This window comes from Cupriavidus taiwanensis, from assembly GCF_900250115.1.
Classification (GTDB): domain Bacteria; phylum Pseudomonadota; class Gammaproteobacteria; order Burkholderiales; family Burkholderiaceae; genus Cupriavidus; species Cupriavidus taiwanensis_B.
On the sequence record NZ_LT984804.1, the window covers coordinates 233,564 to 249,787 of the forward strand.

The 16,224-nt window shown below is 68.3% G+C and carries 14 protein-coding genes; 11 read left to right on the top strand and 3 right to left on the bottom strand.

Features of this window, described 5'->3' with window-relative positions; genetic code table 11:
- Positions 1 to 10 precede the first annotated feature (10 nt).
- On the bottom strand, positions 11 to 1,006 hold the full coding sequence (locus CBM2586_RS17880; RefSeq protein ID WP_115665703.1) for an NAD(P)H-dependent flavin oxidoreductase: 996 nt from the start codon (positions 1,004 to 1,006) through the stop codon (positions 11 to 13).
- A 70-nt stretch (positions 1,007 to 1,076) separates the two neighbouring features.
- A complete protein-coding gene (locus tag CBM2586_RS17885) occupies positions 1,077 to 1,508 on the bottom strand; it encodes a nuclear transport factor 2 family protein (RefSeq protein WP_115665702.1) in 432 nt (143 codons plus the stop codon).
- A gap of 202 nt (positions 1,509 to 1,710) precedes the next feature.
- Here CBM2586_RS17885 and CBM2586_RS17890 point away from each other — a divergent pair, with 202 nt between their 5' ends.
- Both CBM2586_RS17890 and galE read left to right on the top strand, forming a co-directional pair.
- Positions 1,711 to 2,730, top strand: coding sequence for a tyrosine-type recombinase/integrase (locus CBM2586_RS17890; protein WP_115665701.1), 1,020 nt, complete (start codon positions 1,711 to 1,713; stop codon positions 2,728 to 2,730).
- A 144-nt stretch (positions 2,731 to 2,874) separates the two neighbouring features.
- Positions 2,875 to 3,894 carry a UDP-glucose 4-epimerase GalE gene (gene galE / locus CBM2586_RS17895; RefSeq protein ID WP_115665700.1) on the top strand — a complete coding sequence of 340 codons (1,020 nt, stop codon included), beginning with the start codon at positions 2,875 to 2,877 and terminating at the stop codon, positions 3,892 to 3,894.
- Between the two features lie 83 nt (positions 3,895 to 3,977).
- Here the strand turns inward: galE and CBM2586_RS17900 are convergent, their stop codons facing one another.
- On the bottom strand, positions 3,978 to 4,286 hold the full coding sequence (locus tag CBM2586_RS17900) for an H-NS family nucleoid-associated regulatory protein (RefSeq protein WP_115665699.1): 309 nt from the start codon (positions 4,284 to 4,286) through the stop codon (positions 3,978 to 3,980).
- 546 nt (positions 4,287 to 4,832) lie between these two features.
- On the opposite strand from CBM2586_RS17900, the gene CBM2586_RS17905 reads away from it, so the two are divergent.
- The 9 genes from CBM2586_RS17905 (at position 4,833) to flhC (ending at position 16,194) form a co-directional block, all read left to right on the top strand.
- On the top strand, positions 4,833 to 6,644 hold the full coding sequence (locus CBM2586_RS17905; protein ID WP_115691345.1) for a methyl-accepting chemotaxis protein: 1,812 nt from the start codon (positions 4,833 to 4,835) through the stop codon (positions 6,642 to 6,644).
- Positions 6,645 to 6,758: 114 nt separating this feature from the next.
- On the top strand, positions 6,759 to 8,729 hold the full coding sequence (locus CBM2586_RS17910) for a putative bifunctional diguanylate cyclase/phosphodiesterase (RefSeq protein WP_115688966.1): 1,971 nt from the start codon (positions 6,759 to 6,761) through the stop codon (positions 8,727 to 8,729).
- Positions 8,730 to 9,067: 338 nt separating this feature from the next.
- Entirely contained in the window at positions 9,068 to 9,460 is a 393-nt protein-coding gene (locus tag CBM2586_RS17915; RefSeq protein WP_115688968.1) for a response regulator, read from the top strand.
- A 140-nt stretch (positions 9,461 to 9,600) separates the two neighbouring features.
- Positions 9,601 to 10,077, top strand: coding sequence for a chemotaxis protein CheW (locus CBM2586_RS17920; RefSeq protein WP_115665696.1), 477 nt, complete (start codon positions 9,601 to 9,603; stop codon positions 10,075 to 10,077).
- A 119-nt stretch (positions 10,078 to 10,196) separates the two neighbouring features.
- Positions 10,197 to 11,840 (top strand): methyl-accepting chemotaxis protein, encoded by a 1,644-nt coding sequence (locus tag CBM2586_RS17925; protein ID WP_115688970.1) that lies wholly within the window; start codon positions 10,197 to 10,199, stop codon positions 11,838 to 11,840.
- Between the two features lie 116 nt (positions 11,841 to 11,956).
- Positions 11,957 to 13,783 (top strand): methyl-accepting chemotaxis protein, encoded by a 1,827-nt coding sequence (locus CBM2586_RS17930; protein WP_115688973.1) that lies wholly within the window; start codon positions 11,957 to 11,959, stop codon positions 13,781 to 13,783.
- A gap of 274 nt (positions 13,784 to 14,057) precedes the next feature.
- Entirely contained in the window at positions 14,058 to 14,792 is a 735-nt protein-coding gene (locus CBM2586_RS17935) for a DUF4088 family protein (protein WP_115665693.1), read from the top strand.
- Between the two features lie 482 nt (positions 14,793 to 15,274).
- Positions 15,275 to 15,592 carry a flagellar transcriptional regulator FlhD gene (gene flhD / locus CBM2586_RS17940; RefSeq protein ID WP_010812713.1) on the top strand — a complete coding sequence of 106 codons (318 nt, stop codon included), beginning with the start codon at positions 15,275 to 15,277 and terminating at the stop codon, positions 15,590 to 15,592.
- Positions 15,589 to 16,194, top strand: a complete 606-nt coding sequence (gene flhC, locus CBM2586_RS17945) for a flagellar transcriptional regulator FlhC (RefSeq protein ID WP_115665692.1) — start codon at positions 15,589 to 15,591, stop codon at positions 16,192 to 16,194. Before flhD ends, flhC begins: the two co-directional genes overlap by 4 nt.
- Positions 16,195 to 16,224: the final 30 nt, after the last annotated feature.

Genomic DNA, 16,224 nt, shown 5'->3' on the forward strand with positions numbered 1-16,224 from the left:
GGCTGCGCGCTCAGGCCAGGTCGACGGCGCGCGCGCCCGCCGGGCTGGCCTCGCCCAGTCCCAGGCGCCGGCGCGCCAGGGCGTACTCCTCGGCAAAGCGGCGCACCAGTTCGGCGGCCGGCACCACCCGCTTGATCGCGCCGACGCCCTGGCCGGCGCCCCAGATGTCCTTCCACGCTTTCACGCTGGTCGAGCCGAAATTCATCTTCGACGGGTCCGATTGCGGCAGCGCGTTCGGGTCCAGACCTGCGCGCTCGATGCTGCCGCGCAGGTAGTTGCCGTGCACGCCCGTGAACAGGTTGGAATAGACGATGTCGTTGGCACTGCTATCGACGATCATCTGCTTGTAGCCGTCCTGCGCGTTGGCTTCCTGCGTGGCGATAAAGGCCGAGCCGATATAGGCCAGGTCGGCGCCGGCGGCCTGCGCGGCCAGGATGGCGTCGCCGCTGGAGATCGCGCCCGACAGCAGCAGCGGGCCGTCGAACCATTCGCGGATCTCGTGCAGCAGCGCGAACGGCGACAGCGTGCCGGCATGACCGCCGGCGCCGGCGGCCACCGCCACCAGCCCGTCCGCGCCTTTTTCGATCGCCTTGCGCGCGAAGGCGTTGTTGATCACGTCATGCAGCACGATGCCGCCATAGGAGTGGACCGCGTCGTTGACTTCCTTGCGCGCGCCCAGCGAGGTGATCACGACCGGCACCTTGTAGCGCACGCACAGTTCCAGGTCATGCTCGAGCCGGTCATTGGACTTGTGCACGATCTGGTTGACCGCGAACGGCGCCGACGGGCGCTCGGGGTGCCTGGCGTCGTGCTCCGCCAGTTCGGTGGTGATGCGGTCCAGCCATTCCTCCAGCTTGGGCGCGGGGCGCGCGTTCAGCGCCGGGAACGAGCCGACCACGCCGGCCTTGCACTGGGCGATGACCAGGTCGGGATTGGAGATGATGAACAGCGGCGAGCAGACCACCGGCAGCGAAAGCCGGTTCTGCAGCTGGGCGGGAAGGGCCATGGGGGAAGTCTCCTGGGTAATTCCGGTGGATGCGTTGAAGCGATGCGGTGGCGCTGTCGGCTGGCGCGCCTCAGGCGGCGCCGGTCAGCACGTGTTTCTGGCTCGCCAGGCGCGCGGCCATGGCGGCGGCCAGCGCCTCCAGGCCGGAACGCGGACGCACCATGACCTCGAACTCGGCAATGCGGCCGGCGTCGTCGAAGCGAATCATGTCGATGCCCTTGAGCGCCTTGCCGTCCACGCTGGCACTGAATTCCAGCACCACGCTGTGGCCGTCGTCGCTGACAAAGCTGCGGTGGTAGCGGAAGTCCTGGAACACCTGGTTCACCGTGGTCAGCACCAGGGCAATGGCGGCGCGCCCGGGATACGGCGTGTGCGCCACCGGCGAGCGGAATACCACGTCGTCGGCGACGATGGCATCGAGCCCTTCCATCGACTGGGTGGCGATCATCTGGTGCCAGGCGTCGAGCGAAGCCTGGGCGGCGGGAAGCAGGGCAGTGGTCACGGGGTCTCCTGGCAGGGCGTGGTAGGTTACCGCGATTTCGTTCTGATTTATGCAACCAGTTGCATAGTGAGTCGAAAGGTAGCACGCCGGGTGGCCCGCTGCAAGCGCGGCGCGCGGCCGGCGGCGCGCAGTGACGCGTTGTCTACAATAGTCGGGATCGTCCGCCGGCCGCCGGCCCGGTGCGGGCACATCAGGAGAATCCGTGACCACCAAGCCCAGCGCCGCCCAACTCGAGCAGGCGGCCTTGTTCGATGCCGACCTGGCCGCCTGGCGCGACCATCCCGAGCGCGCGTTCGACGGCTGGCTGGCGCAGCACGGTTTTCGCCGCGGCACCAGCGTGGTCTACCGCGCCATGTGGGGCAAGCTGCTGCGCTGGTCGGCCGAACGCGGCCTGCCGCCGCTGAGCTGGTCCGCCGAGCAGATCGGCGAATTCCTGGACGCGCAGCAGCTGCACAAGTCGCACCGCTACCGCTATGCGCGGCTGATCGAACGGGTGTTCCACCACCTGTCGCGCCTGCGCGAGGGCCTGCACAACCCGGGCAGCCAGGCGGTGCGCGCCCATCTGGCCGAGGGCGAAAACGACCCCACCGCCTTCCTGCTGCCCGGCGAGCGCGACCTGCTGGTGGCGCGCATCCTTGGCCCGGCCGGCGCGCCGGCCGACACCGGCGCCGCGGCATCGCCCACGCAATGGAAGCGCGCCCGCGATGCCGCGCTGCTGGCCGTGCTGCTCGGCGGCGGCCTGAAGGTGGCGGAGGCGCGCGCGCTGCGCACCGACGTGATCGCCGATGGCGCGCCCGGGCGGATGGCGCTGCGCATGGTGCGCCCGGACAACGGCCGGGCCTATACGGTGCCGCTGTTCCCGCTGGCCCATGCCCCGCTGCGTGCCTGGCTGGCGCTGCGCGAGGCGTCCGGCACGCTCGGCAGCCTGGTGTTCCCGGCCATGCCGACCGGCCGGCCGATGCATGCCGCGTCGGTCTACCGGCGCGTGGAAATCCTGCTGGAGGAGGCCGGCGTGCTGGCCGGGCGCAGCGAGCGCGCCTCGCCGCAGACCTTGCGCAACACCTGCGCCGCCATGCATTTCGAGGCCGGCACCGGGCCCGCCGAGGTGGCGCAGTGCCTGGGCATGCGCGACCTGGAATCGGGCTGGCGGCTGCGCGCAGCGTATGCGGCGTGGCAGGCCCGGGCCGGGCTGCTGGTGCCGGTTTCAGCTGCCGCTGACTGAAGGCCGCTGGCGGGGCGCCATGGCGCATCATGGATAATAGGCATCTTTCCGAGCCGGAGGTCGTGGCGCAGGTTATTTATCGCGCACATGGTGCGCCGGCCGCGTCCGCCAACGCTGAACCGAATCCCATCGACGCCACTACCAATGCCTGAAACCCTGCTGCTGACCGGTGCCACCGGCTATATCGCCTCGCATACCTGGGTTGCCCTGCTCAATGCCGGTTACCACGTGATCGGGCTGGATAATCTGTGCAACAGCAGCCCGGCCGTGCTCGAGCGGCTCGCCACCATTACCGGACAGGCTCCGCATTTCGTGCAGGGCGACGTGCGCGACCGCGCGCTGCTGGACCGGCTCTTTGCCGAACACCGCATCGGTGCCGTGATTCATTTTGCCGCGCTCAAGGCGGTGGGCGAATCGGTCAGCCAGCCGCTCGCCTATTACAGCAACAACCTCGACGGCTTGCTGACGGTGTGCGCGGCAATGGGCGCGGCCGGGGTGAAACAACTGGTGTTCAGTTCCTCGGCCACGGTTTATGGCAATCCGCACACCGTGCCGATCCTGGAGGATTTCCCGCTGTCGGCAACCAACCCCTATGGCCAGACCAAGCTGATGGGCGAGCAAATCCTGCGCGACCTGGAAAAATCCGATCCGGCCTGGCGCATTGCCTACCTGCGTTATTTCAATCCGGTCGGCGCGCATGAAAGCGGCCTGATCGGCGAAGATCCGCGCGGCATTCCCAACAACCTGATGCCTTATGTGGCACAGGTGGCGGGCGGGCGCCGCGAGCAGCTGATGGTATTCGGCGGCGATTACCCCACCGTGGACGGGACCGGCGTGCGCGACTATATCCATGTCTGCGACCTCGCCGACGGCCACCTGGCGGCGCTCAATTATCTGCGCCGGCAGGGCCGCGGCATGACCGTGAACCTGGGCACCGGGCGTGGCTACAGCGTGCTGGAGGTGGTGCAGGCCTACCAGCGCGCCAGCGGCAAGCCGGTGCCGTACCAGATCGTGGACCGGCGCCCCGGCGATATCGCCGCCTGCTACGCCGACCCGGCGCTGGCCAACGAACTGCTGGGCTGGCGCGCGCAGCATGACCTGGACCGCATGTGCCAGGACTCGTGGCGCTGGCAGTCGATGAACCCGCACGGTTTCGACGCCTGAGCGCGGCCAGGGTTTTCGGCCACGCCAGACAAAAACGCCACGGAGATCTCCGTGGCGTTTTGCCGTGTGCCGGAGCGGGCGCTTCAGCGGATCAGGAAGTCTTCCACCGATTTGCCCTGGGCCAGGGCCTGGGTCAGCCAGCCGGGGCGCTTGCCGCGGCCGGTCCAGGTATTGCCGGCGCTGTCGCGATAACGCACCGGGACCTTGCGGTTGACCGCCTTCTTGCCGGCCGGGGCCTTCGCGCCAAAACCCAGGTCTTCCGCGGTCAGGCCATATTGATCGATTTTCTCGCGAATATCCGCGATCACCGCGGATTGTTCGCGCGCCTTGATTTCCTCGGCTTGCTTCTGCAGTTCGCTGATTTTCTGAACGATTTCCTGATACGTCGCCATTGCGTCCTCGGTTCCGGTGATTGAATTGCGCTGGGTGCGCTGGTGGGCGGGGGAAAATGCTGAAAACAATTATAACGGGACGGCTGCGCGCTGCAAATCCTGGTCGCGTTATCCCGGACGGTTTTTGCGAAAATTCTTGCTTCCGATAATTGTGTGAACTTTCAGTGGCAGGCGGAGTCGCCGAGGATTTTGCCGGTTCTGGTGGTACTGCAATGGTGGCAGGCCGTGCCGAAATCCCGGCGGTATTCGCCGCACCCGCACCGCGCCGCCGCCATGGTGTGCGGATACCGGCCATGACATTAATCGCGCCGGCATTACGGACAGGCCGCAACCTGTTTAAGCCATTGCCGCCGGCCCGCCCCATTGGCGTGGCTGATATCCGACATGGCGTTTATCGCCGATTCACCATAACCGTGCGCGCGGGGGCGGCGACTCAAGGATGAAGGGGGCGCGCCGTTATCCGGGCAGGGCGGATCAATGCGGTAACGATCCTGCCGGACCGGGGCAAGGGGTGTGTCCCGCGGGTTGCCAGTGTCTTATTTCATCATGTCCTTCCACAACAATATTCAGATCAAGACCCTGCTACGGGGCGCCATGGGAATCCTTTCGCTGCTGCTGCTGATGGTCGGCGGGGCCGGCCTGTACGGCATCTCGCAGAGCAATGATGCCCTCAGGGAAACCTATGCCAACCAGCTTGGCTCGACCATCGCGCTCAGCGATGCGATGCTGGCCACCACGCGCATGCGCCTGGCGCTGGACCGCAACGTGATGATGGGCGAGCAGGACGATCCCAAGGTCAACGTGGATCGCTCGCGCGTGTTCGTGGAGGCATCGGAGGTGGCCTGGAAGCGCTATCTGAGCCTGCCGCAGAACGCCGAGGAACAGGCGCTGGCGGCGGAACTGGGCAAGCAGCGCCAGGCCTTCATGGAGCAGGGCGTGCTGCCGCTCCAGGCGGCGTCGCTGGCGGGCAACCAGGAAGAGGCGGTGCGGCTGGCGAAGAAGGTGCTGCCTGACCTGCAGCGCAGCATGTCGAGCGCGCATGAAAAACTGCAGAAGTTCCAGATGGCGGCGGGCGAGGCCAATTTCGGCGCGGCCCAGGCAAGTTTTGCGCGCATCCGCATGCTGTCGATCGTGATGATCGTGCTCGGCCTGGCGCTTGCCGCGCTGTGCACGGTGACGCTGAACCGCGCCATCGTCGCGCCGGTGCAAGAGGCGTTGGCGGTGTTCGAGCGCATCGCCCACGGCGACCTGACCGCGCGCATCACCAGCATCTCGAACAACGAGATCGGGCGCATGATGCAGGCGCTGGCCGCGATGCAGTCGAGCCTGTCGGGCATCGTCGCCGAAGTGCGCAGCGGCGCGGATTCGATGGCGTCGGCCACGCAGCAGATTTCCACCGGCAACCTGGACCTGTCGCAGCGCACCGAGGAACAGGCCTCGTCGCTGGAGCAGACCGCCGCGAGCATGGAAGAGCTGACCACGGTGGTGCGGCAGAACGCCGACAATGCGCGCCAGGCCGGCGTGCTGGCGGGCGAGGCCTCGCAGATCGCGCTCAAGGGCGGCGACGTGGTGGGCCGCGTGGTCGACACCATGAACGAGATCAACGGTGCCTCGCGCAAGGTGGTCGAGATCATCAGCGTGATCGAAGGCATCGCCTTCCAGACCAACATCCTGGCGCTCAATGCCGCGGTGGAAGCCGCCCGCGCCGGCGAGCAGGGGCGGGGCTTCGCGGTGGTGGCGGGCGAGGTGCGCAGCCTGGCGCAGCGCTCGGCCTCGGCCGCCAAGGAGATCGAGGCGCTGATCAGCGAGTCGGGCCAGCGCGTGGAGAGCGGCACCCGGCTGGTGGCCGAAGCCGGCCAGACCATGGGCGAGATCGTGCAGGCGGTGCGCCGGGTCACGGACATCATGAACGAGATCGGCGCCGCATCGCAGGAGCAGACCAGCGGCATCGAGCAGGTCAGCCAGGCCGTGACCCAGATGGACCAGGTGACGCAGCAGAACGCCGCACTGGTCGAAGAGGCCGCGGCGGCCGCCGGCGCGCTGGAAGAGCAGGCGCAGAAGCTGAAGAACGTGGTCTCGGTGTTCACGGTCAACGCCGCGGCGGCACCGGCCATCACGGCCAATGCCGGAGCAAGGACACCGGCAAGAACGCTGGCACCCCCGGCGCCGGCTACGCCTGCCGTCGCCAGTGCCAGCCGGGCCACGCGCACCGCGACGGTGCGTAAGCTGCCGGGTGCCGCGACGGCGCGGCGCGCGGACAAGCCGGCGAGCCGTCCGGCGAGCGGCCCCGTGACGCGCCCCGCGGCGCATCCGGCGCTGGCCACGGCTGGCGGCGATGATGACTGGAGCGCGTTCTGACCCCTGCGTTCGAGTCATTGCCTTGTTCACACGGCGACTGCAAGATGACATGATGCGGGGTTTGCCCCGCGTCCTGACCGTCTTCGCGCATCTTCATCATCATCGCGCAGCCCAATGATTGCCCTGAGTTCCGTCCTGTTGCTGCTGGCTGCCCTGCTGGGTGTAGCCGCCGCCGTCGGCGTTCGCGCCGGGCGCGCGGACCAGCCGGCCGGCAGCCGGTCGCTGCGCGCACTGACCTGGTCGGCGGCGCTGCTGTCGCAATTGAGCATCGGCATGCCGGTGCTGGTGGTGGCGCTGTCGGGCAGCGTGCCGGCCGTGCACGACACGGCGCAGCTGGCGGCCAGCTTTGCCGCCGCGGCGGCGGCCACCACGGCGGTCAAGCTGCTGCTGCAGTGGCTGCGCGACGGTGCGCGCCTGTGGCGCGGCGCGGCACTGATGGCGGTGGTGGCCGGTGCCGGGCTGGTGGCGGCCGCCGGCACCCACCTGGGCCGCTCGTGCGGCGCCGGCACCGTGACCGCGCGCGATTGCATCGATGCCGCCGGCCTGCCGCACCCCGCATGGCTGGCGGGCGGGCTGACCGCGCTGTGCGCGCTGCTGTTCGCCGTGCACCGGGCGCAGTCGCGCGGCTGGCTGCCGGCGCCGGCGCGCGCCGAAGCCAGCCTGGCCGACGAACTTGCCGATGACCTGCCGGTGCTGCACCGCGGCGCCGAGCCGCGGCTGGCGCGACGCGGCGCGCGCATCCCCGGGCGCCCGGGCCGGCTGACCGTGCGTGCCGGCGCGCGCGGGCAGGACACGGTGGGCGAATACAGCGTGGCGACGGTAATGCCGGACCGCGTGGCCTTTGGCCGCTGGCTGGACCAGGCCATCGGCCAGGCCCGGCTGGCCGAGACCGGCTGCGCCGTGCTGCTGATCCATATCGCCGATTACCGCGAAGTCGACGAAGTCTTCGAAGTCCGCGCCGACGACATCCTGGCGCAGGACGCCGGCGCGCTGGCGCAGGCCGTGCTGGAGCCGCACGACTTCCTGGCGCGGCTGGCGCGCGACGAGTTTGCCGTGGGCGTGCCCGAACTGGTCCACCATGGCCGCGCGCAGGAACTGGGCTCGCGCATGCTAGGCTCGCTGGCCGAGTTCATCGCCGTGCGCGGGCTGCAGATGCAGATCGGCGTGAACATCGGCATTGCCATCTACCCGCGCGACGCGCACACCTCCGAAACGCTGATGCAGGCCGCCCGCGTCAGCCTGGCCGAAGCCCGCCAGAGCGGCTCGAACCAGGTGCGCCTGTTCAACAGCGCCGCCGGCGAGCGCGCGCGCCGCACCCGCGTGATCCGGCGCGACCTGTGGGTGGCGATCCAGGACGATACGCTGTCGCTGCAGTTCCAGCCCAAGTACGACGCGCGCCGCGGCACCGTGGTCGGCGCCGAGGCGCTGTGCCGCTGGCGCCATCCCGCGCTGGGCCAGGTCAGCCCCGCCGAGTTCATCGCCGTGGCCGAGCAGTCGGGCCAGATCGACAAACTCGACGACTGGGTCCTGACCGGCGTGTGCCGCCAGGTGCGCCAGTGGCGCGACGCCGGCGTGCCGACCGTGCCGGTGGCGATCAATGTCTCGGGGCTGCGCTTTGCCAGCCGCAACTTCCCGCAATACCTGCTGGAGCAGATCCACCAGCACGACATCCCGCCCTCGGCGATCACGCTGGAGATCACCGAGACCGCGGCGATGAAGGACATCGGCAAGTCGCTGGAAACGCTGGCCGAGCTGCAGTCGCTCGGCATCCAGGTGGCGCTGGACGATTTCGGCAGCGGCTATTCCAGCCTGGGCTATCTCAAGCGGCTGCGCGTGGGCACGCTCAAGATCGACCGCACCCTGATCGGCGGGCTCGATACCGATGCGCAGGGGCGCGCCATTGTTGGCTCGATGGTGGCACTCGCGCACGAGCTGCGCATGAAGGTGGTGGCCGAGGGCGTAGAGTCGGCCTCGCAGCTGGAGATCCTCAACGAGATGGGCTGCGATGAGGTACAGGGATACCTGCTGTCGTTGCCGCTGGATGCTGGTGGGTTTGCTGAGGCGTTGCGGGGGCAGGCTGGGTGATGCGTTTCTTGGGGCGCGGAGCGCGTCGCCGCGCTCGCACGCGTTGTCGCGTGCGAGCCCAAAGGCTTTTCTCTCCTGCTGGTTTGCCCCCCTCTCCCGCTTGCGGGAGAGGGGCGGGGGAGAGGGCCGGCGCCTCCACGCAGTCAGGCCTGCCACGCCATCGCGCCGGGCCCGGCCTGCATCCCCAGGCCCAAACTAAAGTCGTCCCGCCGCCCCGCCGATAACCACTCTGGCAGGCTGCCATGTTCGTGCGGCGGCTTGCGCCGGCCCATCCGTCGCCGGCCGCACCTTCCATCTTCCTGGCGAACCCACCCGTTCCTGCACCTCCGGAGGCGCTCATGTCATCGCCCAGCATCCTCGTTGTCGACGATTCTCCTTCGCTACGCCGCATGATCGGCGCCTGCCTGCGCGCCGGAGGGTTTGATGTCACCGAGGCCGCGGACGGGGACCAGGCGCATGCGCTGGCCGTGGCCGGCCGCTTCGGCATGCTGGTCACCGACCAGGTCATGCCCGGCATGGACGGCCTCACGCTGATCCGCAGCCTGCGCGCCACGCCGCGCTACGCGCGCCTGCCGATCCTGATGCTGACCACCGAGCAGGACGGCGGCATCCGCGAGCAGGCCCGCGCCGCGGGCGCGTCGGGCTTCCTGCCCAAGCCGTTCGACCCCGACGGCCTGATGCAGGCCGTGGCCGCGCTGCTGCAGGACGCATCCCCCTCCTCGGATGGGTAAGGAAAGACCCGGGGTCGCCCTTCAGTCACCCCGGATCCTGCCGTAAACACTGGTGGGCGAAGTCACGCCCCGGCGCAGCCAGCGGCCCTGGCCGCTGCGGCGCCAGACACCAGCATGAGCCAATTTTGGGGGGCTAGACGATGCAGCACATCGACAAGGCAGACGGCGCGGGCGAGGAGTTCCTGGCCTTTACCCTGGGCCGCGAGGAATACGGCGTCGATATCCTGAAGGTGCAGGAGATCCGCGGCTACGAGTCGGTCACCCAGATCGCGAATGCGCCCGACTACATCAAGGGCGTGATCAACCTGCGCGGCATCATCGTGCCGATCATCGACCTGCGCATCAAGTTCCGCCAGCCCAACGTCAGCTACGACCAGTACACGGTCGTGATCATCGTCGATCTCAACGATCGCACCACCGGCATCGTGGTGGACGGCGTCTCCGACGTGCTGACGCTCGCCGCCGCGCAGATCAAGCCCACGCCGCACTTCTCCGGCGAACTGGCGACCGACTATATCCGCGGCCTGGGCTCGGTCGAGCAGCGCATGCTGATCCTGGTCGATATCGAGAAGCTGCTCAACACCGAGGAACTGGCCGCACTGGAAGCGGTGTCCTGATCCTGCGGCAGCGCCCCCCCGCCGTCCGGCACGCGCTATCGGCGCGCCGGACCGAACCCGCCCGCGCTGCGGCCGCATGGACCCATGCGCCGCGCCGCGGGCAAGCAGTACAGACTTAGATGCGAAACAACCAACCCGTTACGCAGCGCGAGTACCCGCTGTCTCCGTCCGACTACCTGATCTCGCGCACCGACCTCAAGGGTCGTATCACCTTTGCCAACCGCACCTTTATCGAGGCCAGCGGCTTTGCGGCGGAAGAACTGCTGGGCGCGCCGCACAACCTGGTGCGCCATCCCGACATGCCGCCCGAGGCGTTTGCCGACCTGTGGCAAGACCTGCAGGCCGGGCGCACATGGATGGGCGTGGTCAAGAACCGCCGCAAGAACGGCGACTTCTACTGGGTCAATGCGACCGTGACGCCGACGCGCGTCGACGGCCGCGTGGTGGGCTACACCTCGGTGCGCTCGATGGCGACGCGCGAGCAGGTGCAGGCCGCGGGCGCCGCCTATGCGCGCTTTCGCGCGGGCAGTGCCGACGGGCTGGCGATCCGCCACGGCGCGGTGGTGCGCACCGGCCTGCGCGGGCTGGCGCAGGGGCTGCTGCGGCTGAACCTGAAGCGCCGCATCCTGTGGGCCCAGGCCGGCGGGCTGGTGTGGTTCCTGGCCGCGCTGGTCGCGGTGGAAATGCTGGGCGGCAGCGGCGCGGCCGGCCTGCGCCCGTGGCTGTGGGGCGGCTTTGCGCTGGCGCTGGCGTCGTCCTTCGCCGCCGGGACCATGCTGCTGGCACGCGTGAACCGGCCGGTGCGCGACATGCTGGACTTCGCGCTGCGCATGGGCGCGGGCGACCTGACCACGCGCTTCGAGCACCGCAGCGCCGACGAGATCGGCGCGTTGGCGCAGGCGATGCAGACCATGCAGCGCAGCCTGCTGTCGGTGGTGCATGAGATCCAGGAGGGCATGGCCAGCATCTCGACCGCGACGCGCCAGGTGGCCGCCGGCAACAATGACCTGTCGCAGCGCACCGAGCAGCAGGCGGCGTCGCTGGAGCAGACCGCGTCGAGCATGGAAGAGCTGACCGGCACGGTGCGCCAGAACGCCGACAACGCGCGCCAGGCCAGCGGGCTGGCGGCCAACGCATCGGACACGGCGCTGCGCGGCGGCGAAGTGGTGGGCCGGGTGGTGCAGACCATGGACGAGATCAACGATGCCTCGAAGAAGATCGTCGACATCATCGGCGTGATCGAAGGCATCGCGTTCCAGACCAACATCCTGGCGCTGAACGCGGCGGTGGAAGCCGCGCGCGCGGGCGAGCAGGGCCGCGGCTTCGCGGTAGTGGCGGGCGAGGTGCGCAGCCTGGCGCAGCGCAGCGCCAACGCGGCCAAGGAGATCAAGGGCCTGATCGGCGATACCGTGGCACGCGTCGACAACGGCTCGGCACTGGTTGGCCAGGCCGGCAAGACCATGGAGGAGATCGTGCAGGCGGTCAAGCGCGTGACCGACATCATGGGCGAGATCAGCGCGGCGTCGGCCGAGCAGAGCTCGGGCATCGAGCAGGTGAACCAGGCGGTGGCGCAGATGGACGAGGTGACGCAGCAGAACGCGGCGCTGGTCGAAGAAGCCGCCGCCGCCGCGGGCGCGCTGGAAGAGCAGGCGCTGCGGCTGCGCGATGCCGTGGCGACCTTCCGCGTCAGCATGCAGGCGGAGGTGCGGCCGCAGCGCCAGCCCGCGCATGCGCGCGGCGATGCAGCGCTGGCACGGGCCTAGGCACGGTACCAGCACGGTAGGGATCGAAGTGAAGGCAGCCGCGGCATACCGCGCTGCCAGCGTACACAGGGTGCGGCAGGCCGTGCCCGAGGCTTCAGTTACAAGGGGGAGTTGCTATGCATTGGTTCAATCAATTGCGCGTCACGACCAGGCTGGTTGCCGGATTCCTGGTGGTTGCCGTGATCGGCGCCGTGATGGGGCTGCTGGGCGTCGTCAACATGGGCCGCATGGCCGACTGGACCGGCAAGATCTACCACGGCGACCTGCGCGCGCTGAAGGCGGTGCAGGACGCCAACATCAACCTGGTCTACGCCAGCCGCTCGCAGATCGCGCTGCTGTCGGCATCGACCATGGGCGAGCGCACGATCGAGAAGGAGCAGATCGCCAAATCGCTGGCCGCGATGGATGAACGCATCCGCCAGGTGGCTGGCGCCTTCGAGAAGCCCGAGGGCAAGGCGCTGGTCAAGCAGTACCAGGACCTGTCGCCGGCGTTCCGCGCGCGCATGGAGAAGTATGTCGAGCTGGTCAGCAAGCAGCCGCTCGATACCTCGCAGTTCGAGAGCCAGGTGTTCTCCGAAAGTGCCGACCTGCTCAAGGACAGCCATGCGCTGGAAGCGGTGATGCTGCAGATGGTCAAGCGCCGCGACGACCGCGCCCGCAACAACATGGAAGAAGCGCGCAGCGTCTACGACCAGACCCGGCTGTGGATGCTGGGCCTGGTGCTGGGCGGCCTGGCGCTGTCGGTGCTGCTGGGCGTGCTGCTGGCGCGCGCGCTGTCGCGCCAGCTGGGCGGCGAGCCGGCGTATGCCGCGGCCATCGCCGCACGCATTGCCGAGGGCGATTTCTCGTCGCCGGTGGCCACCCGGGCGGGCGACAAGAGCAGCCTGGTCTATGCGATGCAGCAGATGCAGCAGCACCTGTCGCGCATGGTGCGGGATTTCAAGGCCTCGGCCGAATCGATCGGCAGCGCCTCGCGCGAGATTGCCGCCGGCAACAACGACCTGTCGCAGCGTACCGAGCAGCAGGCGGCGTCGCTGGAGCAGACCGCGTCGAGCATGGAAGAGCTGACCGGCACGGTGCGCCAGAACGCCGACAACGCGCGCCAGGCCAGCGGGCTGGCGGCCAACGCATCGGACACGGCGCTGCGCGGCGGCGAAGTGGTGGGCCGGGTGGTGCAGACCATGGACGAGATCAACGATGCCTCGAAGAAGATCGTCGACATCATCGGCGTGATCGAAGGCATCGCGTTCCAGACCAACATCCTGGCGCTGAACGCGGCGGTGGAAGCCGCGCGCGCGGGCGAGCAGGGCCGCGGCTTCGCGGTAGTGGCGGGCGAGGTGCGCAGCCTGGCGCAGCGCAGCGCCAACGCGGCCAAGGAGATCAAGGGCCTGATCGGCGATACCGTGGCACGCGTCGACAACGGCTCGGCACTGGTTGGCCAGGCCGGCAAGACCATGGAGGAGATCGTGCAGGCGGTCAAGCGCGTGACCGACATCATGGGCGAGATCAGCGCGGCGTCGGCCGAGCAGAGCTCGGGCATCGAGCAGGTGAACCAGGCGGTGGCGCAGATGGACGAGGTGACGCAGCAGAACGCGGCGCTGGTCGAAGAAGCCGCCGCCGCCGCGGGCGCGCTGGAAGAGCAGGCCAGCCACCTGCAGTCCGCGGTGGCCACGTTCCGCCTCGCCGCGGAGGATGCGCAGGCATCGTTCTCGTTGCCCGACGCGAAGCCGGTTTGCGCCGCAGTGGTGCCTGGCAAGACGGCGGGAAAGGGGCGCACGCTTGCCTCCCACAAGCGCGCGGCCGCGGCAAGCTCAGCGGCATCGGCTGAAGCCGACGCGTCGCACGCCGTCGAGCCTGCGCAGCTGGCGCCGGCGGTCGCCACCGCGCGCACGCCACGGCCTGCGCTGGCTGGTGCCGACAATGGCGACTGGAGCGCATTCTGACCCCGCCCTTTGCCCCCATCGCGGAAAGGCGCCGGGCGGCGGCCTCGGAGGCTGCCGACCAATGGATGGTGCGACTGTTTTCTCCCCTCTCCCTCTGGGAGAGGGGCGGGGGAGAGGGCAGGCGCTGCCACGAAGAGAGGCGGCAGCGTACTTGCCAGGAGCCGGCCCTCTCCCCCGGCCTCTCTCCCGCAAGCGGGAGAGAGGAGCAAACCGGCAGCATCGCCTCTTTGTCAGCAACCTGGCGGGCCGCGGCGCGGCCCGGGATGGCAATGCCATGACGACCGATATCACCCTGGCCTTGCCGCAAGAGGACGCGGCCAGGCTGCGCAAGGAATTCGACCAGTTCATCGGGGTCTCGACCGGGCTGGACCGCGAGTTCCTGCCGCCCGAGTTCCATGATTTCCTGCGCGCGCGGCTGCTGCAGCATGACGGCCCGCTGACCGAGCGCGCGGTCTCGCGGCTGCTGTCCGGGGGGGAATACGGCTGGGCGCGCCGCGTGTTCGACAAGCAGTTGCCCAATGCGCTCGCGGCGCTGATGCGCGACGCCCAGCGCTTCGGCTTCGGCCTGGCGGTGCAGCCCGGCTGGAGCGGCGAGCAGCGCCTCGCGCATGCGCGCGAATGGGCGGCGCAGGTGCTGGCCGAGTGCGGCGCCGACAGCGCCTATACCGAGGCCCTGGCCACCCAGGTGGCGGCGTCCGCGGAAGACCTGCGCGCGCTGGAAGAGCGCATGCGCACGCCGGCCTGGCGCCTGGCCGAGAGCCTGCGCCAGCGCGCCTATGACCTGATGTACGCGCTGCAGATCGAAGCCAACGAAGCCACCGGCCGCGCGCGCGTGGGCGAGCTGCGCGGCATGCTGGGCCTGGCGCTGGAGTACGGATCAATCCAGCCGGATGAGGCCGCGCGCGTGCTGGAGCAGGTGGAGCGCGTGCGCCCGGCATTGTTCCGGGAAGCCCCCGACGATGTGTTCGCGCGTCTGGCGGCATGGCTGCGCCGCCTGGTCGGAACTTGAAGCGGACACTGCCGCATCGCGTCAATTCCGGCCCGATATTTTGGACAGTATTACGCACATCATGCGTGGCGATACACTGCGCGCGGCCTTAGTCAATAGAGGAATCCAGCAGGCAACCTCCCCTGCCCAGGTGCGTTGATACAAAGGACGTTTCGACCGACTGCCTTGAGTCAAATCAAGCGTCAAAAGTGTGACTTGTTACAAAATGCGCGGGTCCAATGTATGTTTCATGCGACATTAGGTTCCCCCCCGCGTAAGTAGGGATTGGCATTGCGGGTCGATTGCCGATATAAACGTAACGGTCTCACTTACACTCTGTAACACTTGTAACGGAGTTGATTACAGTTGGACATGGGCGTAGTTCCTTAGTCGTACGTTGTACCCGCCCAGCCGCATACAAACGATCTGGTCGCCGGGCCCCCCGAGGGCACCGGTAAGCGCCGGACAAGCGGCTACGGTGGGTTTTTGGTAGCGGGGATAAATTGGAAAGCAGTGAAGTTCTCCAGGAGATCAGGGAGGTTAACCTCGCCTATCTGCTGCTCGCGCAACGCCTTGTGCGCGAAAACCAGGTCGAAGCCATGTTCAGGCTAGGGGTCAGCAAGGAAATTGCGGATATCCTTGCCAAGCTGACCTCGGCGCAACTCGTCAAGCTGGCGGCATCCAATATGGTGCTGTGCAGGTTCCGCTTCGACGACCACGCGCTTCTGTCCACCCTCACCCACACGGCCAAGAGCCATGACATGCAGCAGATCCACGCCGCGATCCTGCTCGCACGTCAGCCTGTGGAGTCGCTCAATTGACCGCGCTCCTGCAGGCCGAGCCAAACCGGAGCTACACGGCCACCTCCGTTCCCAGCCGCAAGAGCGTGCTCCAGGATGCCAACCAGACCCAGCTCGCGATCGAGCTGATCGGCCTGGGTGCGCGCCTGCAGGTGCTTGAAGCCGAGACCACGCTGTCGCGTGACCGGCTGATCCGCCTGTACAAGGAGCTGCGCGGCGTCTCGCCCCCCAAGGGCATGCTGCCCTTTTCGACCGACTGGTTCACCACCTGGCTGCCGAATATCCACTCGTCGCTGTTCTTCTCCGCTTACCAGTTCATGGTGCAGGAAGGCGAGACCGTGGGCATCCGCGCGGTGGTGGCTGCGTACCGCCTGTACCTCGAGCATGTTTCGCTGCTCGGCGGTGAAATTGTCTTAAGTTTCACGCGGGCCTGGACGTTAGTACGGTTCTTCGAGAGCAACATGCTGCAGCTGTCCCGGTGCACGTGTTGCGGCGGACAGTTTGTCACGCACGCGTATGAGCCGCACGCAAACTTCGTGTGCAGCCTGTGCCGTCCGCCGTCACGCGCAGGGAAAGTGAAGAAGCTCTCGAAAGACGCCGCCGCCGTGCAGACCAGCGCCTGATCCTGGTCAAGGTCCGCCGGCTGGCAAGCT